The following is a 21,644-nucleotide window of genomic DNA, read 5'->3' as shown; positions in this document are numbered from 1 at the left end:
CCAGGTGGAAAGGCGGTCGACAGGTGATCAAGGTCGGCGTTCTCGGTGCTCGTGGCCGGATGGGGTCCGAGGCGGTGCGCGCGGTCGGCGAGGCCGCCGACACCGCGCTGGTCGCCGCCGTGAACCGGGAGGACAGCCTGGACGCGCTGGTCGCGGCGGGCGCGCAGGTCGCGGTCGACCTGACCCACCCGGACTCGGTGCTGGACAACGTGCGCTTCTGCGTCGAGAACGGCATCCACGTGGTGGTCGGCACCAGCGGTCTCGGCCCGGCCGAGCAGGAGACGATCCGCGGCTGGCTGGCCGAGCGGCCGGAGGTCGGCGTGCTGATCGCCCCGAACTTCGCCATCGGCGCGGTGCTGTCGATGAAGTTCGCCGAGATGGCGGCGCGGTTCTTCGAGTCGGTGGAGATCGTCGAGCTGCACCACCCGAAGAAGGCCGACGCCCCGTCCGGCACCGCCGCGCGCACCGCGGAGGTCATCGCGCAGGCCCGCGCCGACGCCGGTCTCGGCGCCCAGCCGGACGCGACCACCAAGGAGCTCCAGGGCGCCCGGGGCGCCGACGTCGACGGGGTCCGTGTGCACTCGGTGCGGATGACCGGTCTGGTCGCGCACCAGGAGGTGCTGTTCGGCACCGAGGGCGAGACGATGACGATCCGCCACGACTCCTTCGACCGCCGCTCGTTCATGCCGGGCGTGCTGCTGGGCGTGCGGGAGATCGGTTCGCGGCCGGGCCTGACCGTCGGCCTCGACGCGCTGCTGGGGCTGTAAGTGAGCCGCCGGCGGACGAACCCCATGATCATGGCGTTCGTCGTCGCGGGCGCGCTGCTGGTGTACCTGGTGCTGCTCGGCGGGCGCGCGCTGATCATGATCACCAGCGGGCAGCCGGTGTTCGTCGCGCTCGGGCTCGCCGTGCTCGTGCTGCCGGTGCTCGGCGGGGTCCTCGTGGCCGACCAGCTCCGGTTCGGCGCGAGCACCGAGCGGCTGGCCCGCCGCCTGCACGACGAGGGCGCGCTGCCGGACGTCTCGCACCTGCCGACCCGGCCGTCCGGCCGGGTCGAGCGGGACGCCGCCGACGCCTGGTTCGACGAGAAGCAGGCCGAGCTGGAGGCCGCGCCGGAGGACTGGCGCGCGTGGTTCGCGCTCGCGCAGGCGTACGACCTCGCGGGCGACCGCAACCGCGGACGTAGGGCGATGCGGCACGCGATCGATCTGGAGAAGCGCGAAAGCGGACGAAAGTAGGTCCGCCCGGAGCAGGTCGGAAACCGCTGTTCGGGTGAATCCGGATGAGTTGCATTCCGCCATCGGTAAATGGCGGTGCGATTCTCATGAGTTGGTCGGTCGTTGACACTCCGAACGATTCAACGCACCATTTCGCTCATGTCGAGATTTGCCTTTCTGGTGGCTCGCCTGCACGTTGATCTGCGGCACCAGGCAAGTGCTCTGTGTTGCCGGTGACGGCTGTCTGACAGCGGCTCGCGCCGCTTGACGGGTTCATCCCCTCGGCATCGGGGGCGACCCTCGTCCTCGTTCAATTCCGTTCCGCCGCTCGAATCCCGATGGGCGGACGGTTCCTGCTGAATGCAGTCCACCAGCGGAATGCGGCACAACTGTGCCCGCATCCCGCGAACTCGCTGTTTCTCCCATTTTCCGGAGTGCTGATGAAATTCAGGTTGCACAGAAGATGGCCGACGGGAGTGGTGGCCGTGCTGCTCGCCGTCGGCGCGGTCACCCTCCCGGTTCCCGATGACGCGTACGCCGACGTCGAGGTGTCCACGCACAAGGTGCAGGGCGCCGACGGCAAGGAGTACTCGGTCACCAACCACCTCGTCGGCGGCGCCGCCGAGCCCGGCGGGCAGCGCAAGGAGTGGCTGCTGGTCTGGGCGGGCGACGAGAACATCGCCGACACCGCGGTGAAGGACGTCAAGAACCTCCCCGGTTCGCTCGCGGGCGGCCTGGACAAGGTGTCCAACGCGCTGCCGGGGCCGGACTTCCTCGCGGTCATCGACGCCACCAAGGGCTCGAAGACCTACGGCCAGGTGGTCAACACCGCGACCGTCGGGCCGCTGGTGGAGAACGAGCCGCACCACATGCAGTACGTGTGGCACAAGGGCGACACCATCTTCGCCGGTGCGCTGTTCGGCGCGGCCACCTACGCCTTCGACGTCTCGGCGCTGCCCAACCTCAAGCTCAAGGGCATCAGCCTGCCGTCGCAGACGCTGGGCGGTTCGGTGCCGGACGCGTACTGGACGCTGAAGGACGGCACCGCGTACGCGACGTACATGGGCGGTCCGGTCGCGCCGGGCCCGTTCCGGTACGACGACGGTTCGGTGCACCTCGGCAACGGGTTCGCGGGCAGCCCCGGTGAGGTCGTGCGGTTCGACCCGAACGGCAAGGTGCTCTCGCAGTCGCCTGCGGCCACCCCGGGCGGCGACAACGAGAAGCTGTGCGCCAACCTGCCCAGGATCGGCACCCCGACCTGCGCCAACCCGCACGGAATCCAGGCCAGGGAGGACCTCAACACGCTGGTGACCAGCGACTACGCCGAGCCCAGGAACATCATCCTGGACCCGGTCAAGCAGCCGTCGCCGTACCTGCGGCGGCCCACGGTGCGCACCTGGGACATCTCCGACCGCAACCACCCCAAGCTGCGGGCGGTCTCGTACCTGCCGGACGGGCCGCGAGCGGATCCGGAGGACCCGCTGCACGCGGAGAGCCGGGCGGTCATGGAGACCACCGTCACCAACCTGCCCGGTCACAAGGGCGCGTTCGCGCAGACCATGCAGGGCGGCGCGGTGTTCTACACGCCCGACATCACCGCCCCCGAGCCGCACTGGGTCGAGGTCTTCGACGACGGAGCGGCGAACAAGGCGTTCGACCCCGCCAACGACTCCAACGGCGGATCGTCGAACGGCGGCTGGATGCAGACCAGCCCGGACGACAGGTTCCTGTACCGGGCGATCGTCGGCAGGCAGCCGGGCGCGCTGGGGCCGGACGACCCCGGCACCACCGGCGGTGTCTACACGCTGGACATCTCCAAGCTGGTCGCCGCGGGCACCGACTTCAAGTGCAACATCGACACGCTGGAGGAGGCGCAGCGCGGCGGCGGGGACGACTGCCCGACGCTGGCAGGCGCGACCCCGATCAACCCTGGGGTTCCCGGGGCCGGGCCGCACTGGGGCGCCTACGACAACTTCGAGCTGGGCCAGGACGGTCTCTACCAGGAGACCAGCGTCCCGAACCGGCTCGCGGTGTCGAACTACTTCGTCGCGCGGTCGGGGCTCGACGGTGACCACAAGGTCAACGTGGTCGACCTCGGTCCGGACGGGAAGGTCTCGGTCGACGACACCTTCCGGGACGAGGTGACCGGCGAGGTCGGCGTCAACTTCAACCGGCGGTCGTGGCCGCACGGGGAGTTCGGCAACGCCAAGCCGCACTCGGAGTTGTTCGTGGTCGCGGACTCCGACGTCCGCTGATCGGGTCCGTGGGTCCGCCGCCCGGCGGGCCCACGGGTTCCCCCTGGTTCCCCTCGTCCAGTGATGGTGAGTCTGAGCATGGATCCGCATGGTATGCACGCGACCGTGTCCGATGTGGACACGATCGCGCTGGTGCTGCGACTAGTCCTGTTGTCGAGCACCGCCGTGGTCGCCGGGGTCGGCCTGCTGCGCCCGTTCGTCGACGTCCCGGCCCGCTGGGTCTCCGGGGTGGCCGCCGCGCTCGCGGTGACGGCCGGCCTGGTCTCGATCCCGCTGTCGGCCGCCGACCCCGCCTTCGCGATCGGGCACGCGGTCGTGGTGGCCGCGGCCCCGTTCCTGCTTCGCCGGCCTACGGCCGCGGCTTATCTCGGCCTGGCCACGACGGCCCTGCTGATCGCGGAAACGGCCGCCGGGCACTCGTCCTTCCAGTTCCTCGTCGACACCGTCTACACCGCCGCCGCCGTCGTCTGGCTCGGCATCGCCGTCCACATCGGACGAACGCGGTCCGGCCTGCGGCTCGGCTCCGCCGCGCTGACCGCCGCGGTCGCGCTGGCGCTGGCCGGGCTGGCGCAGCCCGCGCTGTCCGGGCTGCTGGACCGCAGGCTCTTCGGCAGCGGGCAGGGGTTGGCGCTGCTGCTCATCGCGGTGTCCACAGTGGCCGTCGCCGGGATCGCCGTGCTGCTGCGCCGGAACGTGCGCAACGTCTTCCGGTTCGGTGCCGTCGGCGTGGCCGCGGCGTTCCTGCTCTGGGGCGCGCTCCCCGCGATCCCGCAGCCGCACGAGCTCCCGGTGCCCGGGATCGCGCGCGTGGTCCACGCCCAGCTCGACGGGCAGAAGCTGCCGGTCCTGGTCAGCCCGCACCGGCCGGGGCCGAACCTCGTGCACTTCCCGGCGAGCGCGGGCAAGGGCATCACCGTCGAAGTGGGCGGCCGGGTCGTCCCGGCGATGGCGCGCACCGGCGCCGAGGGCACGTGGGCCGCCGTCGATCTCCCGCAGGGGCGCAGCGATCTGAGGATCGGCCGCGGGGACGAGACCGACAGCGTCGAGGTCGACACCGGTGCGGAGCCCGGTCCGGCCGGGGTGACCGGACCGGACGGGCCGGAGTGCGCAAGTGCGGCACTCGGGGGAGTGGTCGCGGGCTCGCGGGCGCCGCTGGCGGCCTGCCCCGCCGATGCGCTCACCGCTGCCGATGAGGCGGCGCTGCGGTCGCTGGTCGACTTCCTGGCCTCGAACACCGCGCCCGCGATCACCCTCGTCGCCGACGATTCGCCGCGCTCCCGCCGAGCGGCGGAGGTCGTCCGCGAGCAGGCCGGGGTCCGGAACGTGCCGATCAGCCCGGGACCGCAGGAGGAAGGGGCGCTGGTGGTGGTGTCCGGCTGGGCGCCCGCCGTCGACGAGCTGACCCGCCCCGGCCGCCACTACATCTACGGCGTGCACCTCGCGCCGTGGCTGCTGCACGCCCCGGTCGTCAACTCCGTCGCCAGCTCGACGGTGCCGCTGCGGTTCGACCCGCGCGACCAGCGGTCCCTGTCCTACGGGCTGGCGCTGGCAGGCGCCTTCGGCGGCGAGGCGCCGTCGGTGGCCGGGTTCGAGTCGTGGCTGGCGTCGCGCGGGATGGCCCCGCGTGGGCCGGTCAGCATCTACGCCGCCGCCCAGGTGGACGTCATGAAGATGACCATGCCGGGCATGTCCCACGGCGGATCGTCGGTCGGGACCTGGAACCCCAAGGGCACGATCGTCGCCGTCTCGGCGCCGCTGTCCCCGTGAACGCTAGGAGTTCTGAATGTCCACTGTGGAATTGGTTGGGCGGGAGGCGCCGCAGGCCCCGCCCCAGGCCCCGGCGAGACCGGGTGTCGTCACGGCGGCGGTGGTGCTCGCCGTCGTGGTCGGCCTGGCCGTGCACAACGCCGCGGGCTGGAAGCTGACCGTCCTCTACGCGGTGGGGCTGGCGCTCGGCCTGGTGCTGTTCCACTCCCGCTTCGGGTTCACCTCGGCCTGGCGGCAGCTGGTGGCGGTCGGGCAGGGCCGGGCGATCCGGGCGCACATGCTGATGCTCGCCGTCGCGTGCGTGCTGTTCTCGGTGATCCTCGGGACCGGGATCGGCCTGTCCGGGCCGCCGGAAGGCACCGTCGCGCCGGCCGGGCTGGGAGTGGTGCTCGGCGCGTTCCTGTTCGGCGTCGGCATGCAGGTCGGCGGTTCGTGCGCGTCGGGCACGCTGTTCGCAGTCGGCAGCGGGCAGACCGCGATCATCTACACCCTCGGCGGGTTCATCGCCGGATCCGTGGGCAGCGCGTTCATCGCGAACTGGATCAAGGCGGTGCAGAGCACCGGTCCGAAGATCTCGCTGGCCGACACCCCGCTCGGCTATCCCGGAGCGCTGCTGTTCTCGTTGCTGATCATCGGCGCGGTCACCGGGGTGTCCCTGCTCGTGCAGCGCCGCCGCAACCCGCCGCCGATCGAGCCGGTGCCCGCGGCGCGCGGACTGCTCCGGGTGCTGCGCGGCTCGTGGCCGTTGTGGGCGGGCGCGCTGCTGCTGGCCGGGCTGAACGCGCTGACGCTGTTCATCTCCGGCGGGCCGTGGGGCATCACGTCCGCGTTCGGACTGTGGGGCGCCAAGATCCTCGGCTGGATCGGGATCGACGTGTCGGGCGCGGAGTTCTGGCGGATCCCGGAGAACGCGGCGAAGTTGCAGGCCTCGGTGCTGACCGACCGGATCTCGGTGATGGATTTCGGCATCATGATCGGCGCCCTGATCGCCTCCGCCCTGGCCGGTGCGTTCGTGCTGCACCGGAAGGTGCCGTGGCGGCTGGCCGTCGGCGCGGTGCTCGGCGGGATCGTGATGGGTTTCGGCGCCCGGCTCGCGGGCGGTTGCAACATCGGCGCCTACTTCTCCGGCGTGGCGTCGTTCAGCCTGCACGGCTGGCTGTGGGGCCTGGCCGCCATCGGCGGCACGTACGCCGGGGTCTGGCTGCGCCCGCTGTTCGGGCTGGGGAATCCGAAGCCGACGGACTCGGTCTGCTGAGGAGTTCGAAGCTTCCGCCGACGGGGCGGAGGGAAGAGGAGGTGCACGAATGAGGAAATCGACCGCGCGCTGGGTGGTCGCCGCGGCGGCCGGTGCCGCGCTCACCGGGCTGACCGGTGGCGTGGCGCAGGCGGAGCCGACGCCGGTCTGGGTGCTGCCCGGGGTGGACGCGGGGGCCGTGCTCGGCCCGACGGCGCAGCTGCCAGCGCAGGCGCTGAAGCCGGTCCAGGACGTCGTGTCGGGGCTCCCGCAGGGTGCCGTGCCGGGTGTGCCGGGCGCCGTGCCCGGGCTGCCGGGCTTGCCGGAGGTGCCTGGGCTTCCCGGGGCGGTGCCGGGCCTGCCGGAGGTCCCCGGTGCTCTGCCAGGTCTGCCGGGTGCCGTTCCGGGGCTGCCCGAGGTCCCGGGTGCTCTGCCGGGTCTGCCGGGCGCGGTGCCGGGCTTGCCGGAGGTCCCGGGTGCTGTCCCGGGTGTGCCGGGTGCGGTTCCGGAGGTGCCGGGTGCCCCGGGTGCCACGCAGGCGTCGGCTCCGGCCGACGACCACGGCGGCGTCGCGATCGTCGACGAGCCGGACACCAGCGGTCTGCACAACAAGTGGACGTTCGCCCCGGCCGGTGTCCCGGTCCTGGGCGTGATCGACTCGGTGCAGGGCATCCCCGGCCGGATCTCCTGACGGGCGCACTGCTCCCGCAATGCCGCGGGAGCAGTCGTTCCGGCCGAATCGTGATCCGGAAACGATTAGTTGCGGAATACATTCGCTCGGCAGTTCCGCCTCGGATTCGCCGAGTTTCCGGACGGGAATTGGAACGGATCCAACCTGGAAGGAAGCTCAGCCCGGGCCGGAGGGGAACTCGGCCCAGCCGGAAGCGGGTTCAGGCCCGGCGGAAGCGAGCTCAACGTGGCCGGAAGCGGGCTGGCCCGGGCCGGAATCGCTCAGATCCAGGCCACGAGCGCGCCCGGCGCGATCGCGAGCAGCCCGAACCGCAGGAACCGTCCGATGAAGCCGGTGACGAGGAAGGTCGACAGCGGAACCTTGGCCCACCCCGCGACGAACACGATCGCGGCGAACGGCGGCAGGCTCGCGGTTGCGCTCACCAGCAGCACCCCGCCGGTCCACAGCGGGCGCTTGCGGCAGGTCGCCCGGAACCGCTCGATCCAGGCCGCCCACCGGCCCTTCGACTTGCGCTCGGTCCGGCGGCGCAGGAACGCCGGGAGCCGGATGACGCCGCGCGCGGCGTAGAAGTAGAGCATCTTGCCGATGATCTGGCCGGTCGCGATGACCAGCGCCAACGCCCACCACGGCAGGTCGGGGCTCTTGAGCACGAGACCGATCACGAACAGCTCGACGCTGATCAGCGGCATCAGCGCAGATACCACTGCGACCCCGAAGGTCGTCGAGAGCAGACCGATCACTGCCAGCACGGTTCCCCCAGCGCGGAAGGACGCATTGCCGAGAAGGCTAGCAAGCAGACCGCGGCGCCACGCGGACGTGTCGCTTTTTCGATTTAGCGGAAACGCAAATCGAGCGAACCGGACAATCGCAATTCGCGCACCGGACGGCCACCCGCGTCGAGGGTGCGGACGGTGCCGTCCGGGTCCCAGCCGACCCCCCGGAAGAAGGACACCGATGCGGTGTCGGCCTCCGGCACCCAGGTGATGCCCCGGGTGGCGCCGAGCCCGGTCATCTTCTGCGCCATCGCCCCCAGCAGACGGCCGCCGTGCCCGCGGCGACCCCACCGGGGCTCCACCAGCAGGCTGCTCACCAGCGCGACCTCGGCGGCGTCGTCGGGAACCGAGCCGTCGGCGGACGCGGTCTCCGGCTCGGGAGCGGGCCCGGCGGCGCAGAACCCGACCAGCCAGGTCCCCTCGGTCGCGACCAGCACCGACGCGGGGCCCTCGGTTAACGTGCGGTGCCACTGCGCTTCGGTCTCCGCCGCGTCCAGCTCGTCGAGCACCGCGGCCGGGAGCAGGTCGGCGTACGCACTGCGCCAGGTGCTCAGCTGGATCCGGGCGATCTCGGGCGCGTCGGACGGTGCGGCATCTCGAACCTCGGCTTCGGCCATGCCGTGAACCTAACGTGCCCACTCGGGCACACCCCGGAACGGCTGCTGTGTTCCGGACGGCTGCCGCGGCCGGGAACGGCTACCGCGGCCGGGAACGGTTGCTGCGTCCCGGGAGGCAGCCGCACGCCGGAGAACGCCGCAGCCTGGACCGGCCCGCCGCGCCCAAGGCGTTCAGGCGACTTCGGCCCGGAGTCTCCTTGCTGTCGGTGCGTGGCTGTGCTGTCGGTGCGTGGCTGTCGGTGCGTGCTGGCACGATCACCGGCGTGCAGACCATGAGCATCGACACGGCTCGCCGGGTGGCGCTGGCCGCGCAGGGGTTCGCCGACGTCCGGCCGCAGGGTGAGGTGAACCGGAGGCACCTGCAGCGGGCGCTGGGGCGCACGAAGCTGCTCCAGCTCGACTCGGTCAACGTCGCCGTCCGCGCGCACTACATGCCGCTCTACAGCAGGCTCGGCGCCTACTCGCCGGAGCTGGTCGACTCGGCGGCCTGGTCGCACCGGGCCAGGAAACCGCGGCTGCTGGTGGAGTACTGGGCGCACGAGGCGTCGCTGATCCCGGTGGAGGACTGGCCGCTGCTGCGGTGGCGCATGCGGGAGTACGGCGGGGCCTGGCGCCGGCGGTACCGGACCCTGCTCGACCGGGCTCCCGAGCTGGTCGACGACGTGCTCGCGGCGGTCAAGGAACACGGCCCGATCGGTGCCGGAACGCTGGAGCGCGAACTCGGTGGCAGCGAGCGGCAGGGCAGCGGGCCGTGGTGGAACCGGTCCGACACCAAGCACGCCTGCGAGCTGCTGTTCGGGATGGGCGAGCTGACAACCGGCGCCCGCCGGGGCTTCGAACGGCTCTACGACCTGCCGGAACGGGTGCTGCCTGCCGAGGTTCTGGCCGCCGAGCCCGAGGACGACGTCGCGATCCGCACGCTCGTGGAGCGCTCCGCCCAGGCGCTGGGGGTGGCCACCGAAGCCGACCTGCGTGACTACTACCGGCTGCGCCCGCCCCAGTCCAAGCAGGCGGTTGCCGAACTCGTAGAGGAGGGCGTGCTGGAGCCGGTCACCGTGCACGGCTGGCGGCAACCCGCCTACCGGCACGCGGACGCGCGCAGTCCCCGTCGGATCACCGGCCGGGCGCTGCTGTGCCCGTTCGACCCGCTGATCTGGGAGCGGTCGCGCACCGAGCGCCTGTTCGGGTTCCGCTACCGCATCGAGATCTACGTCCCGGAGCCGAAGCGCGAGTACGGCTACTACGTGTTCCCCTTCCTGCTCAACGGAGAACTCGTCGCCCGCGTCGACCTCAAGGCCGACCGCGCGGCAGGAGTCCTGCGGGTGCCCGGCGCCTTCGCCGAGCCGGGCGCGGACGTCGGTGCCGTGGTGCCGGAACTCGCCGGTGCGCTCCAGGACATGGCCGGGTGGCTCGGGCTCAGCGGCATCGACATCGGCGAACGCGGTGACCTCGCGATACCGCTGCGGCAGGCCACGCGGGGTCTTGGTTGAGCGGCGGCGAGGAGGCCATGAACGGTCCCGCCTGAGCGCGGCCCGGAAGCCGTGCGCGGTCCTGCCCGAGCGGTGTCAAGCAAGCCGTGAGCGGCCTTGCCTGAGCGGCACCAAGAAGGTCTCGCGGGGTCCCGTCTGGGCGGCGTCAAGGACGCCACGCGCGGTCTCTCCCGGCGGTGCCCGCAAGCCTGCGCGGCCTCGCCTGAGTGCGCGGTCCGGAAGCCGTGCATGGTCTCGCCGGAGCGCGCCTCCGGTGGGCCATCGCGGGGCCGGTTCGCGTGCCCGCTGGTCGCGCCGCACGGGCCTCCTGGAGCCAGCAGACAGCTCGGTGACTCCGGCGGTCGGTGACTCCGGCGGTCGGATGGCTCACATCGCCGATCCCACCAGTACGTCGCCGTTGCCGGTTCGGCCGAAGATCCGCAGCTTCGGTTCCTCCTCCGGTGGCTCGTCGGCCACCGGCAGGTCGCTGCTGGCGCTGCCGGTCGACGAGGTCAGGTCCACCTCGGCGAGGACGCCCCGGCGGATGGAGACCTGGAGTTCCCCGGACCCGGTGATCAGCTCGACCTGCCCCTTCGCGGCATCGGCGACGGTGATGTCACCGCTGCCCGAGCGGACCAGGACGTCGTTGTGCACCTCGCCGAGCCAGACGTTTCCGCTGCCGGTCACCACCGACGACGCCGCTTCCAGCGCGCCGATCTCGACGTCACCGCTCCCGCTGCGGGCCTGGACGCCCGAGCGCATCGTGCCCAGCCGCATCTGGCCGGAGCCCGTCCTGGCGCTCGCGGTCCCGGTCACCTCGTCCACGATCACCTCGCCGGAGCCGGATCTCAGCTGCAACCTGCTCACCGCACCGGACACCGCGACCTTCCCGGAGTCGGTGTGCACTCCCAGCTGCGAGTCCAACGGCGCCTTGATCGTGATCTCCAGCGGGATCCCGCGCAGCGGTCCCGAGGCCGGGCTGCGCACCGCGAGCCTGCTGCCGGTGAGGTCGATGCGGGTCTGGCGCACCGCCTCCGCGAACGGTTCGCTCTGCAGGCGGCGTCCGACGTCGACCGAACCTGGTCGCAGCCCGGACTCGCCGAACTGCTCGGTGACCCAGTTCAGCAGGCCGCTGATCCCACCGCGCCAGTCCATGCCGCCCGCGCTCGGGTCGTGCCGGACCTCGACGTGGGTGAGCTCGGTGTCGGCCAGCTCGACCCGGATCGTGCCGGAGCTGTTGCCGATGTCGATCTCGATGGGCGCCGAGGTCTCGAAGTCCTGCGTACGCACCAGCTCGTTCGGCTCTTCCTCTGCCGAGGACTGCTGCTCTGTCATCTCGTACCTCCTCAACCCTGGACCCAGCCGTGGACGCGCGAACCTGGTCCGTTCGCGCCTTCGGGCCGCCAGCGGGCGCGGGAACCGGGCGGCGGCGTCCACCGCGCACCTCGACCCCGGCGCGGGTGGTCCCACGGACCGCGTGGGCGTCCGCCGTGCAGCGCGCCCTGGACGGCCTGCGCGACCCAGGTGTTCAGCGACACGCCCTGGACGGCCGCCGCCTGCTCGGCCTGGGACTTGATCTCGTCCAGCAGCCGCAGCGTGATGCGGCTGATGTCACCGCTGTCGCCGCTCGGCGGCGGTGGCGGGGGCTGTTCGTCGTCGGTGGCCTGCTGCTCGCCGGACGAGCCGCTGACCACCACCCGGACGTCACGGCCGTCCAGCCGGATGTCGACGACCGGCCCGTCGAGGTGGGTCGTCACCTCCGCTGCCAGGTCGGACAGCGCGTTCATGATCGCCAGCCTGGCGGCCGGCTCGATGGCGGTGGCGAGCACCGCCGCGGTCTGCCGGGTCTGCTCGTCCCCGGCGGAGGCCGCGGACGTGAGGTCGTCCCGCAGCTGACTGATGTAAGGGCTCAGATCCATGACGCCAGGATGACACCACGTATGATGTCGTGCAATGACTCGATGGTGTCATCCTGCGTCAGCTCGGGCGGGCACGTTGCGTCGCGGTCTCCCGTTAGGCTCGAAAACCGCGGATGGGTGCGGTGGTCGTGGACCGCCGCTGAACAGCAGGGAAGGGTCTGTTCGCTGTGACTGAGATCGTGCCGCCGAAGGTTCAGCTGATCGGCAAGACGGAGTTCTTCCCGCCGGCCGACGTGGACTGGACGACCGACGCCGAGGGCGGCGAGGCGCTGGCCGAGTTCGCCGGGCGGGCGTGCTACCAGTCGTGGCGGAAGCCGAACCCGGCCACGGCCACCAACCTCGGCTACCTGCGCCACATCATGGAGGTCGGGCACCTGTCGGTGCTGGAGCACGGGACGGTGTCGTTCTACCTCTCCGGCATCTCGCGGTCGCTGTCCCACGAGCTGATCCGGCACCGGCACTTCTCGTACTCGCAGCTGTCGCAGCGGTACGTGCCCGAGCGCGACGCCGCGGTGGTCGAGCCCGACATCATCGCTGGTGACCCCGAGCTGCACGAGAAGTTCGTCAAGGCCACTGAGGCCAGCGCGGCTGCCTACAACGACCTGCTGGAGGCGTTGCAGGAGAAGTTCGCCGACGAGCCCAAGGCCACGCTGCGCCGCAAGCAGGCCCGGCAGGCGGCGCGGGCGGTGCTGCCGAACGCGACCGAGACCCGGATCGTGGTCACCGGCAACTACCGGGCGTGGCGGCACTTCGTGGCCATGCGGGCCAGCGAGCAGGCCGACGTCGAGATCCGCGCGCTGGCCGTCGAGTGCCTGCGTCAGCTGCGGAAAGCCGCGCCGAACGTCTTCGGGGACTTCGAGATCACCGCGCTCAAGGACGGCACCGAGGTCGCGTCCAGCCCGTACGTCACCGAAGGCTGACCGGAACCGGAAGCGCGTTCGCGAGGTCCAAGAACCCGATCGCTCGTCTGCTTGGATGAGCCATCGGGTTCTTCGTGTGAGCGCTGCGTGATCGTGCGCGCTCCGGTCGGTGGAGGATGACGCAGTGGTGCAACACCCCGGGACCGGGCGGCAGGCCCGCGTGATCGGTGGCCGCTACCAGGTGACCCAGGAGCTCGGGCGCGGCGGCATGGGGATCGTCTGGCGGGCCTGGGACCAGGTGATCGGCCGCGAGGTCGCGATCAAGGAGTTGCACCTGCCGGACGGGGTTCCGCCCGCCGAGCGGCAGGTCTACGAGGAGCGGGTGCTGCGCGAGGCGCGGACCGCGGGCAGGCTCAACGACCCCGCGGTGGTCACGGTGCACGACGTGCTGGCCGAGGCGGGCACCACCTACATCGTCATGGAGCTGGTGCAGGCCGTCACGCTGACCGAGCTGGTCGCCCGGCGCGGGCCGCTGCCGCCGGACCAGGTCGCCGACCTCGCGCGGCAGCTGCTTTCGGCGCTGGAGTCGGCGCACGCGGCCGGGATCGTGCACCGCGACGTCAAGCCGAGCAACATCATGGTCGCCGACGGCAGGGTGAAGCTGGCCGACTTCGGCATCGCGCAGATCCTCGACGACCCCCGGCTGACCAGCAGCGGCGCGATCGTCGGATCGCCGTCGTTCATGGCACCGGAGCGGATCCAGGGCGCCGACGCAGAGTCCCCGAGCGATCTGTGGTCGCTGGGGGCGACGCTGTTCTTCGCGGTCGAGGGCTGGATGCCCTTCGAGCGCCAGACGACCGCGGCGACGCTGAACGCGGTGCTCAACGAGCCGCCGCGCCCGACCCGCCCGCACGGCGCGATCGGTCCGGTGATCACGGGTCTGCTGATCAGCGACCCGAAGGCCCGGTTCACCGGACCGCAGGTGCGCGCGCTGCTGGACAGCGCGAGGACGGTGGACCAGACCCGTCCCGTCGGCCCGGCTCCAACGGCGATCGCCGCCCCGCGCCGGAAGGGGCCGTGGATCGCTGTCGCGGCCGTCGCGGCGGTGGTGCTGTTCGCCGCGGGGCTGCTGGTCGACCGGTTCGCCTTCGGCGGTTCCCGCCCGGTGGCGATGGATCCGCCGCTGGTCTACGGCGTCGGAGGGGACCTGGAGCAGGTCTACTTCGACTCCACCGGCTGCTCGAACGGCAAGCTGGAACCCGGCGGATCGTTCCGCGAGTCCGACTCCACCTCCTGCACCGACCCGCACGACCACGAGATCTTCGCCATCGGCGAGATCTTCGGTTCGAGCGGCGATGTCGACTACCCGGGCGTGGACCGGCTGAAGGTTTACGGCGAGGGGCTGTGCTCGTCGTACTTCGCGTCCAACAAGATCGTCATCCCGGGCAAGGACACCGCGCTGCGCTACGTCGCGCTGGTGCCGAGCGAGGAGATCTGGAACCTCCGGCGCACCGTGGAGAACAACGCCGGCTCCGAGGACGACGACCAGGGCTCGCAGACCGTTTACTGCGGTCTCAGCAGCGCCGACGGCAGTCCGCTGACCACCAAGGCCACGCTGAACTGATCAGCCGCTCAGAACCTGGCCGAAGTACCAGATCCGCCGACTCGTCATCTGGTTGGATGACGCCACGATCCGGTGTGTGCAGGGGGAGGACGACGCAGTGGTGCATTACCCCGGGGGTGGGCAGCAGGCCCGGGTGATCGGCGGGCGCTACCAGGTGATCCGGGAGCTCGGGCGCGGCGGGATGGGCGTCGTCTGGCGCGCGTGGGACGGCGTGATCGGCCGCGACGTGGCGATCAAGGAGCTGCACCTGCCGGACGGGGTTCCGCCAGCCGAGCGGCGGCTCTACGAGGACCGGGTGCTGCGCGAGGCGCGCACCGCCGGGCGGCTCAAGGACCCGGCCGTGGTCACGGTCCACGACGTGCTGGCCGAGCACGGCGTCACCTTCATCGTCATGGAGCTGGTGGAGGCGGTCACGCTGTCCGAGCTGGTCGCCAAGCGCGGCCCGCTGCCCCCGGAGGAGGTCGCCGACATCGCCCGGCAGGTGCTGTCGGCGCTGGAGAGCGCGCACCGCGCGGGGATCGTGCACCGCGACGTCAAGCCGAGCAACATCATGGTCGCCGAGAGCCGGGCGAAGCTGACCGACTTCGGCATCGCGCAGATCCTCGACGACCCCCGGCTCACCAACAGCGGCGCGATCGTCGGATCGCCGTCGTTCGTCGCGCCGGAGCGGATCCAGGGCGCCGACGCCGCACCGGCCAGTGACCTGTGGTCGCTGGGGGCGACGCTGTTCTTCGCGGTCGAGGGCTGGATGCCCTTCGAGCGGCAGACCACGGCCGCGACGCTGAACGCGGTGCTCAACGAGACCCCACGCCCAACCCGCCCGCACGGCAGTGTCGGACCGGTGATCGCGGGACTGCTGATCAGCGACCCCAACGCGAGGTTCACCTCCCAGCAGGCGAGGGCGTTGCTGGACAGCGGGCCCCGGCCTGCGGCCGCAGTGCCGCCGCAGCCGCAACCGCGCAAGCGGGCTCCGTGGATCGCCGCGGTCGCCGTGACGGCCGTGGTGCTGTTCGTGGTCGGGCTGGTCGTCGGCAGGTTCGTGTTCGCCGAGTCCGCGCCGGCAGCCATGGACCCGACGCTGACCTACGGCGAGGGCGGCGACATCGCGACGTACTTCTTCGACTCCAACAACTGCTCCAACGGGCAGCTGGCACGCGGCGCGACCCTCACGAAGGCGCAGTCCGCGGACTGCTCCACGCCGCACGACTTCGAGATCTACACCTACGGTTACGTGTTCGGCAGCGGCGAAACCGATGTGGACTACCCCGGCCACGACCGCCTCGTCGCTTTCGGCGAAGGGCTGTGCTCGGCCTACTTCGCGTCGAACAAGATCGTGTTCCCCGGCAAGGACGCCGCGCTGCGCTACGTCGCGCTCGTACCCACCGAGCGCGCGTGGGACCAGCACCGGCAGGCGCAGGCCAACAGCAACGCCGATGACGACGACCAGGGCTCGCAGGCGGTCTTCTGCGGCCTTTACACCGCCGACGGCGAGCAGCTGACGGCCAAGGCCACCGCGAACTGATCACCGCCCGCCACCTGTGCGGCTACAGTGGTCACATGGGTGTGGCCAACGACGAGCGCCGGCAGCTGTGCGATCTGCTCGACCAGATCGGACCGGACGCTCCCACCCTCTGCGGGGGGTGGACCACGCGGGACCTCGCCGTGCACCTGGTGGTGCGCGAGCGGCGGCCGGACGCGCTCGCGGGCAAGCTGGTCAAGGCGCTCGCCGAACGCGGGGAGCGGATCGAGGCGGAGCTGCGGGCCAAGCCGTGGGGCGAGCTGGTCGACCAGGTGCGCCAGGGGCCGCCGAAGTGGAACCCGCTGGGGCTGTCCGCAGTGGACGAGACCGTCAACAGCGCCGAGTTCTTCGTGCACCACGAGGACGTCCGCCGGGCCCGGCCCGGCTGGCAGCCGCGCCCGGCCGACCCGGAGCGCGAGGAGGCGCTGTGGAAGGCGCTGTCGCGGTCGGCGAAGGTCTTCTACGGGCGCAGCCCGGTCGGGGTGGTGCTGCGCCGCCCGGACGGCACCGAGATCGCGGCCCGTCGCGGACCGCGCACGGTGCGCATCAACGGGGAGCCGAGCGAGCTGCTGCTGCACGCGTTCAGCCGCCGCGAGGCGCGCGTGACCTTCGACGGCAACGAGGCGGACGTGATGGCCGTGGAGGACCTGCGCCGCTCGGTCTGAGCGGAAAATCCGGCCGGGGCCGAGGCCGGGAGCAGGAAGAACCACAGTTTCGCCGAACCGTTCGCGCGGGGTTTTCACACCCGCGTCCGGGCGCGCTGACCGGTGGGCTGACCAGGTAGCGTCATGGGCTATGACCGTCTGCCCCACTGCCACCCCGGGCCGTCCGTTCGGCCGGGTCCTGACCGCCATGGTGACGCCCTTCGACGAGGAGGGGAAACTCGACCTGCACCTGGCGCAGGAGCTCGCCGCCTACCTCGTCGACCACGTCGGCAACGACGGGTTGGTCGTCAACGGCACGACGGGGGAGAGCCCGACGACCAGCGACGGCGAGAAGGCGCGCCTGCTGCAAGCGGTGGTCGAGGCCGTCGGTGACCGGGCGACCGTGGTCGCCGGTGCCGGCACGAACAACACCGTGCACTCCGTGGAGCTGGCCCGCGCGGCGGAGAAGGCCGGTGCGCACGGCCTGCTGGTGGTCACGCCGTACTACTCGCGCCCGCCGCAGGAGGGCCTGCTCTCGCACTTCACCGCCGTCGCCGACGCCACCGGGCTGCCGGTGATGCTCTACGACATCCCGCCGCGGTCGGTGGTGCCGATCCAGGTCGACACCCTCAAGCGGCTCGCCGAGCACCCGAGGATCAAGGCGGTCAAGGACTCCAAGCACGACCTGCTGGCGGGCAGCGAGGTCATGGCCAACACCGGCCTGGCCTACTACTCAGGCGAGGACCCGCTGAACCTGCCGTGGCTGTCGGTCGGCGCGGTGGGCTTCGTCAGCGTGATCGGCCACGTCGTGGGCGACCGGCTGCGGCAGATGCTCGACGCCTACGAGTCCGGCGACATCACCGCCGCCCGCGAGGTCCACAATGGACTCCTGCCGGTGTACCGGTCGATGAACTTCGTCGGTGGCGTCATCTTCTCCAAGACCGCGCTGCGGCTCTGCGGGTACGAGACCGGCCAGCCCAGGCTGCCGCTGCCCGCGGCGACCGACGAGCAGGTGCGCCTGATCACCAGCGACCTGTGGGATGCTGGCCTGGTACTGGTCAATCCGGATGCCGCAGCAGAGGTGACCCAGCGTTGAGCGCGAAGGCGACAGCCACCGAGTACCACGCGGTGACGCCGACATCGGCGACACCACCGCCGCCACTGGCCGACGGCGGCCTGCGGGTGGTGGCGCTCGGCGGCATCGGCGAGGTCGGCCGCAACATGACGGTGTTCGAGCACGCCGGCCGCCTGCTGATCGTCGACTGCGGGGTGCTGTTCCCGGAGGACGACGCGCCCGGCGTCGACCTGATCCTGCCGGACTTCGAGCCGATCGAGTCCCGGCTCGACGACATCGACGCGCTGGTGCTCACCCACGGCCACGAGGACCACATCGGCGCGGTCCCGTTCCTGCTGCGGCTGCGCCCCGACCTGCCGGTGGTGGGGTCGAGGTTCACGCTCGCGCTGCTGGCCGCGAAGTGCAAGGAGCACCGGCTCAGCCCGACGCTGGTGGAGGTCAGCGAGGGTCAGCGCAGCACCCACGGCATCTTCGACCTGGAGTTCTTCGCGGTCAACCACTCCATCCCGGACGCGCTGGCGGTGGCGATCCGCACGCCGGCCGGGGTGGTGCTGCACACCGGTGACATCAAGCTCGACCAGCTGCCGCTGGACGGCAGGCTGACCGACCTGGCCGGGTTCTCCCGGCTCGGCGACGAGGGCGTGGACCTGTTCCTGGTCGACTCCACCAACGCCGAGGTGCCCGGGTTCGTGACCCCCGAGCGCGAGATCGGCCCGGTGCTGGACCGGGTGATCGGCAAGGCGACCCAGCGGCTGATCGTCGCGTGCTTCGCCAGCCACGTGCACCGCGTGCAGCAGGTGCTCGACGTCGCGGTCCAGCACGGGCGCAAGGTGTGCTTCGTCGGCCGCTCGATGGTGCGCAACATGGGCATCGCCGCCGAGCTCGGGCTGCTGAACGTCCCGGACGGGCTGCTCGTCGAGCTCGACGCGGCGCTGGACCTGCCCGAGGAGCAGGTGGTGTTCGTCTCGACCGGGTCGCAGGGCGAGCCGCTGTCGGCCCTGTCGCGGATGGCGCGCGGCGAGCACAAGCAGATCAGCATCCGCGCCGGGGACACGGTGGTGCTCGCCAGCTCGCTGATCCCGGGCAACGAAACCGCGGTGTTCGGCGTGGTCAACGGCCTGGTCCGGCTGGGCGCCGACGTGATCCACCAGGGCGGCGCGAAGGTGCACGTCTCCGGGCACGCGTCGGCGGGGGAGCTGCTCTACCTGTACAACGCGGTCCGGCCGAGCAACGTGATGCCGGTGCACGGCGAGTGGCGGCACCTGCGGGCCAACGGCGAACTGGCGCGGCTGACCGGGGTTCCGGCGGACCGGGTGGTCATCGCCGAGGACGGCGTGGTGGTCGACCTGGTCGACGGGATCGCCGCCATCGCGGGCCGGGTCGAGGTCGGGCACGTCTACGTCGACGGGCTGTCGGTCGGCGACGTCGGCGAGTCCACGCTGTCGGACCGGCTGATCCTGGGCGAGGGCGGGTTCATCGCGATCAACGTGGCCGTCGAGGCGGCGACCGGGCGCGCGGTGTCCTCGCCGACGATCTCCGGGCGCGGGTTCTCCGACGACCCCAAGGCGCTCGACGAAGTGGTGCCGCTGGTGGAGATGGAGCTCGCGCGCACCGAGTCCGAGGGCATCACCGACACCCACCGGATCGCGCAGGCGGTGCGCCGGGTGGTCGGCCGGTGGGTGGCCGACACCTACCGGCGGCGGCCGATGATCGTGCCGAACGTGCTGCCCGTCGGTTCCTGACCCCGCGGCGGATCGGCAACTCGGGTCACATCGACGAGTCGCTGCACAGCGCCAGCTCCCACGCACCGACCGAGGTCGTCTCGTCGATGACCTCGCCGTCGACGGTGATCCGGCAGGTGATCGGGCCTTCCTCGGCGTTCTGCGCGGACAGCGTGAACACCTGGAACGCGGCCTCCTCCAGCCGGAACTCCTTGCGGAAGGGCATCGGCGCGTTCTGCTCCTGCGCGGTGTGCGTGCCGCCGTCGTCGGTGTAGGTGATGTCGGCGACGTCACCGTCTCCGAAGACCTCGTAGACCACGTGCCGGGCGGCGTCGGGGACGCCCTCGGCGGCCGGGCGGGGGAAGATCGAGTAGCCGACCGCGGCGAGCGCGAACAGCGTCGCGGCTCCGACGAGCGCGGCGACCTTGGGTTGTGTTCGCGGGGCCTGGCTCACCTCGAAGTCCTTCCGGGGCGTTGGTGGGTACGTGGCCTTTTCTACACGAACTCGCCGACCGGGACGCCAGCAGCGCCCCGGCCCGAGGTGGGCCGGGGCGCTGCTGGGACCGAGGTCAGCGCCAGTTGGACTGGAGCGCTTCCTGGAGCGCGGCGGGCTGCTGCGGCCGGGTGCTCGCCACGCCAGGGGCTTCCGGCTCGGGCTGCGGCAGCGGCTCGCACGTGGTGTCGGGTCCGTCACCCTCCTTGCGCTCGGGCAGCTTGCCGGTCGCCAGGTAGTCGGCGATCTGGTCGTCCAGGCAGGTGTTGCCGCCCAGCGAGCCCGAATGCGTGGTGCCGCCGGGCAGGCTGATCAGGCTGGCGTTCGGGAAGCGCTTGCGGGCTTCCAGCGCGCCCGGGAACGGCGTGGCCGCGTCGAGCTCCTCGCTGATCAGCAGCGCGCTGCCGACCTCACCGCCGTCGACCTCGACCGGCTTGCCGGGCTTGGCAGGCCAGGACAGGCACGGCGCGTTGTACCAGGCGTTCGCCCAGGTCTCGAACGGCGCCTTCTCGTGGGTGGCCCAGTTGTCCTCGCGCCACTGCTCCCACCGCTTCGGCCACTGGAGATCGCTGCACTGCACGGCGTTGTAGACGGCGTAGCCGTTGTCGTCGCCGGGGGTGTTGGCGCTGTCGTAGAGCTCCTTCAGCGGCGCCCAGTCACCGTTGTGGACCCAGCCGGAGAACGCCTTGGCCCGCTTGTCCCAGCCGGTCTGGCTGTAGCCGGCGCGCAGGAACAGATCGGTCCACTCGTCGGAGCCGATGATCCCGCCGGCGGGCTCGGCGTCGAGGCGGGCGCGCTGGTCGTAGAACTGCTTGGCGACCTCGGCGCCGGTGGTGCCCAGGTGGTAGGTCGAGTCGTGCCGGGCGATCCAGTCGAAGTAGATGTTGATGTTGCGGTCGAACGCCACGTCCTGGTTCAGGTTGGCCTGGTACCAGATGTCGTTGACGTTGACCACGCCATCCATCACGACCCGCCGCATCCGCTCGGGGTGCAGGGTGCCGTAGACCTGGCCGAGGTAGGTGCCGTAGGAGAAGCCGTAGTAGTTGATCTGCTCGGCGCCCAGCGCCTTGCGGATGCTCTCCATGTCCTCGACCGAGTCGGTGGTCTTGATGTGGTCGAGCAGCTTGCCGTTGTTCCCGCACGCCCTGGCGTAGCCCTCGGAGCGGGCCAGCCACTCCTGCTCCAGCTCGGGCGTGGTCGGCACGTAGTCGGGCCGGTTGTAGGAGAAGTGGTTCGGATCGCAGGACAGCGCGGGCTTGCTGGAACCGACGCCGCGCGGGTCGAAGCCGATCCAGTCGAACGCCTTGCCCGCGTCCTTCGGCACGGACGCGCCGAGCGTGGACAGGCTGAGCCCGGAACCGCCGGGTCCGCCGGGGTTGACCAGGATCGGCCCCTGGAACTGGTCGCCGGGCACGGAGTGCTTGATCCGGGACACCGCGAGCTGGATCTGCTCGCCCGCCGGGTCCGCGTAGTCGAGCGGCACGCCGAGCATGCCGCATTCCGCTCCGGCCTTCTGCAGTTCCTCGTCCTGGCAGGGGCCCCACTGGATCGGGGCCGGGGTGAACTCCGGCGGTGCGGCGGTCCCCGTGGCCGGGGCGATGGCGAGCCCGCTGAGCACGAGGCCGACTGCCGTCGCGGCGGTGGCGATCTTCTTCATCGCGATACCTGTCTGTCCGGATCCGCAGGATCTTCGAGTGAATCGGCGCTCAGTGTGATCAGGCGCGACGACGTTCCGCCAGTCGATGCGGGATGTTGGCGCAAACTGG

At 71.4% G+C, this 21,644-nt stretch carries 19 protein-coding genes; 13 read left to right on the top strand and 6 right to left on the bottom strand.

Translation table 11 applies throughout. The annotated features are described in order from the left end of the window. Nucleotides 1-23: 23 nt before the first annotated feature. From dapB to ABD691_RS07850, 6 genes are all read left to right on the top strand, one after another. Complete coding sequence (gene dapB, locus ABD691_RS07875) at nt 24-767, top strand: 4-hydroxy-tetrahydrodipicolinate reductase (protein WP_344678798.1); 744 nt, start codon at nt 24-26, stop codon at nt 765-767. A 24-nt stretch (nt 768-791) separates the two neighbouring features. Beyond that, the gene (locus ABD691_RS07870; protein WP_344678797.1) at nt 792-1,238 is read left to right on the top strand and encodes a hypothetical protein; all 447 of its coding nucleotides are present in this window, start codon (nt 792-794) and stop codon (nt 1,236-1,238) included. A gap of 419 nt (nt 1,239-1,657) precedes the next feature. Next, nucleotides 1,658-3,472: a hypothetical protein gene (locus ABD691_RS07865; RefSeq protein ID WP_344678796.1), complete on the top strand. Its 1,815-nt coding sequence runs from the start codon at nt 1,658-1,660 to the stop codon at nt 3,470-3,472. 78 nt (nt 3,473-3,550) lie between these two features. Next, nucleotides 3,551-5,239 carry a hypothetical protein gene (locus tag ABD691_RS07860; protein WP_344678795.1) on the top strand — a complete coding sequence of 563 codons (1,689 nt, stop codon included), beginning with the start codon at nt 3,551-3,553 and terminating at the stop codon, nt 5,237-5,239. Nucleotides 5,240-5,255: 16 nt separating this feature from the next. Continuing rightward, the gene (locus tag ABD691_RS07855; RefSeq protein ID WP_344678794.1) at nt 5,256-6,494 is read left to right on the top strand and encodes a YeeE/YedE family protein; all 1,239 of its coding nucleotides are present in this window, start codon (nt 5,256-5,258) and stop codon (nt 6,492-6,494) included. Between the two features lie 49 nt (nt 6,495-6,543). Further along, nucleotides 6,544-7,164, top strand: coding sequence for a hypothetical protein (locus ABD691_RS07850; protein ID WP_344678793.1), 621 nt, complete (start codon nt 6,544-6,546; stop codon nt 7,162-7,164). A 260-nt stretch (nt 7,165-7,424) separates the two neighbouring features. Here ABD691_RS07850 and ABD691_RS07845 read toward each other — a convergent pair whose 3' ends face one another. Next, nucleotides 7,425-7,904: a VTT domain-containing protein gene (locus ABD691_RS07845; RefSeq protein ID WP_344678792.1), complete on the bottom strand. Its 480-nt coding sequence runs from the start codon at nt 7,902-7,904 to the stop codon at nt 7,425-7,427. A 92-nt stretch (nt 7,905-7,996) separates the two neighbouring features. Next, complete coding sequence (locus ABD691_RS07840) at nt 7,997-8,554, bottom strand: GNAT family N-acetyltransferase (RefSeq protein WP_344678791.1); 558 nt, start codon at nt 8,552-8,554, stop codon at nt 7,997-7,999. Nucleotides 8,555-8,817: 263 nt separating this feature from the next. Between ABD691_RS07840 and ABD691_RS07835 the strand changes: the two genes are divergently transcribed. After that, entirely contained in the window at nt 8,818-10,044 is a 1,227-nt protein-coding gene (locus ABD691_RS07835) for a winged helix-turn-helix domain-containing protein (protein ID WP_344678790.1), read from the top strand. Between the two features lie 366 nt (nt 10,045-10,410). Here the strand turns inward: ABD691_RS07835 and ABD691_RS07830 are convergent, their stop codons facing one another. Together ABD691_RS07830 and ABD691_RS07825 are read right to left on the bottom strand one after the other, a co-directional pair. After that, nucleotides 10,411-11,358 (bottom strand): DUF4097 family beta strand repeat-containing protein, encoded by a 948-nt coding sequence (locus tag ABD691_RS07830; protein ID WP_344678789.1) that lies wholly within the window; start codon nt 11,356-11,358, stop codon nt 10,411-10,413. A gap of 11 nt (nt 11,359-11,369) precedes the next feature. Next, nucleotides 11,370-11,942, bottom strand: a complete 573-nt coding sequence (locus ABD691_RS07825; RefSeq protein WP_344678788.1) for a toxin-antitoxin system HicB family antitoxin — start codon at nt 11,940-11,942, stop codon at nt 11,370-11,372. Between the two features lie 167 nt (nt 11,943-12,109). Between ABD691_RS07825 and thyX the strand changes: the two genes are divergently transcribed. The 6 genes from thyX to ABD691_RS07795 all read left to right on the top strand — a co-directional run bounded on the left by thyX (nt 12,110) and on the right by ABD691_RS07795 (nt 19,406). Then, a complete protein-coding gene (gene thyX / locus ABD691_RS07820) occupies nt 12,110-12,862 on the top strand; it encodes an FAD-dependent thymidylate synthase (RefSeq protein ID WP_344678787.1) in 753 nt (250 codons plus the stop codon). Between the two features lie 124 nt (nt 12,863-12,986). Further along, the gene (locus ABD691_RS07815) at nt 12,987-14,426 is read left to right on the top strand and encodes a serine/threonine-protein kinase (protein ID WP_344678786.1); all 1,440 of its coding nucleotides are present in this window, start codon (nt 12,987-12,989) and stop codon (nt 14,424-14,426) included. A gap of 97 nt (nt 14,427-14,523) precedes the next feature. Then, nucleotides 14,524-15,948 (top strand): serine/threonine-protein kinase, encoded by a 1,425-nt coding sequence (locus tag ABD691_RS07810; RefSeq protein ID WP_344678784.1) that lies wholly within the window; start codon nt 14,524-14,526, stop codon nt 15,946-15,948. 35 nt (nt 15,949-15,983) lie between these two features. Then, nucleotides 15,984-16,610: a TIGR03085 family metal-binding protein gene (locus ABD691_RS07805; protein ID WP_344678783.1), complete on the top strand. Its 627-nt coding sequence runs from the start codon at nt 15,984-15,986 to the stop codon at nt 16,608-16,610. Between the two features lie 130 nt (nt 16,611-16,740). After that, on the top strand, nt 16,741-17,685 hold the full coding sequence (gene dapA, locus ABD691_RS07800) for a 4-hydroxy-tetrahydrodipicolinate synthase (protein ID WP_344678782.1): 945 nt from the start codon (nt 16,741-16,743) through the stop codon (nt 17,683-17,685). Next, the gene (locus ABD691_RS07795) at nt 17,682-19,406 is read left to right on the top strand and encodes a ribonuclease J (RefSeq protein ID WP_344678781.1); all 1,725 of its coding nucleotides are present in this window, start codon (nt 17,682-17,684) and stop codon (nt 19,404-19,406) included. The genes dapA and ABD691_RS07795 overlap by 4 nt, the downstream gene beginning before the upstream one ends. Nucleotides 19,407-19,431: 25 nt before the next feature. Here ABD691_RS07795 and ABD691_RS07790 read toward each other — a convergent pair whose 3' ends face one another. Together ABD691_RS07790 and ABD691_RS07785 are read right to left on the bottom strand one after the other, a co-directional pair. Continuing rightward, nucleotides 19,432-19,839, bottom strand: a complete 408-nt coding sequence (locus ABD691_RS07790; RefSeq protein ID WP_344678780.1) for an MmpS family transport accessory protein — start codon at nt 19,837-19,839, stop codon at nt 19,432-19,434. A gap of 115 nt (nt 19,840-19,954) precedes the next feature. Beyond that, a complete protein-coding gene (locus ABD691_RS07785) occupies nt 19,955-21,535 on the bottom strand; it encodes an alpha/beta hydrolase (protein ID WP_344678779.1) in 1,581 nt (526 codons plus the stop codon). Between the last annotated feature and the right edge of the window lie 109 nt (nt 21,536-21,644).

The organism is Saccharopolyspora taberi (assembly GCF_039534165.1).
Taxonomy (GTDB): Bacteria; Actinomycetota; Actinomycetes; order Mycobacteriales; family Pseudonocardiaceae; genus Saccharopolyspora_D; species Saccharopolyspora_D taberi.
This window is presented reverse-complemented; position numbering and strand designations above follow the sequence as displayed.

Excerpts from the sequence above, each read along its gene's own strand:
- ABD691_RS07870 (WP_344678797.1), top strand. The coding sequence starts at position 792 with ATGATCATGGCGTTCGTCGTCGCGGGCGCGCTGCTGGTGTACCTGGTG.
- ABD691_RS07865 (WP_344678796.1), top strand. The coding sequence starts at position 1,658 with ATGAAATTCAGGTTGCACAGAAGATGGCCGACGGGAGTGGTGGCCGTG.
- ABD691_RS07860 (WP_344678795.1), top strand. The coding sequence starts at position 3,551 with ATGGATCCGCATGGTATGCACGCGACCGTGTCCGATGTGGACACGATC.
- ABD691_RS07855 (WP_344678794.1), top strand. The coding sequence starts at position 5,256 with ATGTCCACTGTGGAATTGGTTGGGCGGGAGGCGCCGCAGGCCCCGCCC.
- ABD691_RS07850 (WP_344678793.1), top strand. The coding sequence starts at position 6,544 with ATGAGGAAATCGACCGCGCGCTGGGTGGTCGCCGCGGCGGCCGGTGCC.
- ABD691_RS07840 (WP_344678791.1), bottom strand. The coding sequence starts at position 8,554 with ATGGCCGAAGCCGAGGTTCGAGATGCCGCACCGTCCGACGCGCCCGAG.
- ABD691_RS07830 (WP_344678789.1), bottom strand. The coding sequence starts at position 11,358 with ATGACAGAGCAGCAGTCCTCGGCAGAGGAAGAGCCGAACGAGCTGGTG.
- ABD691_RS07825 (WP_344678788.1), bottom strand. The coding sequence starts at position 11,942 with ATGGATCTGAGCCCTTACATCAGTCAGCTGCGGGACGACCTCACGTCC.
- ABD691_RS07805 (WP_344678783.1), top strand. The coding sequence starts at position 15,984 with ATGGGTGTGGCCAACGACGAGCGCCGGCAGCTGTGCGATCTGCTCGAC.
- dapA (WP_344678782.1), top strand. The coding sequence starts at position 16,741 with ATGACCGTCTGCCCCACTGCCACCCCGGGCCGTCCGTTCGGCCGGGTC.
- ABD691_RS07785 (WP_344678779.1), bottom strand. The coding sequence starts at position 21,535 with ATGAAGAAGATCGCCACCGCCGCGACGGCAGTCGGCCTCGTGCTCAGC.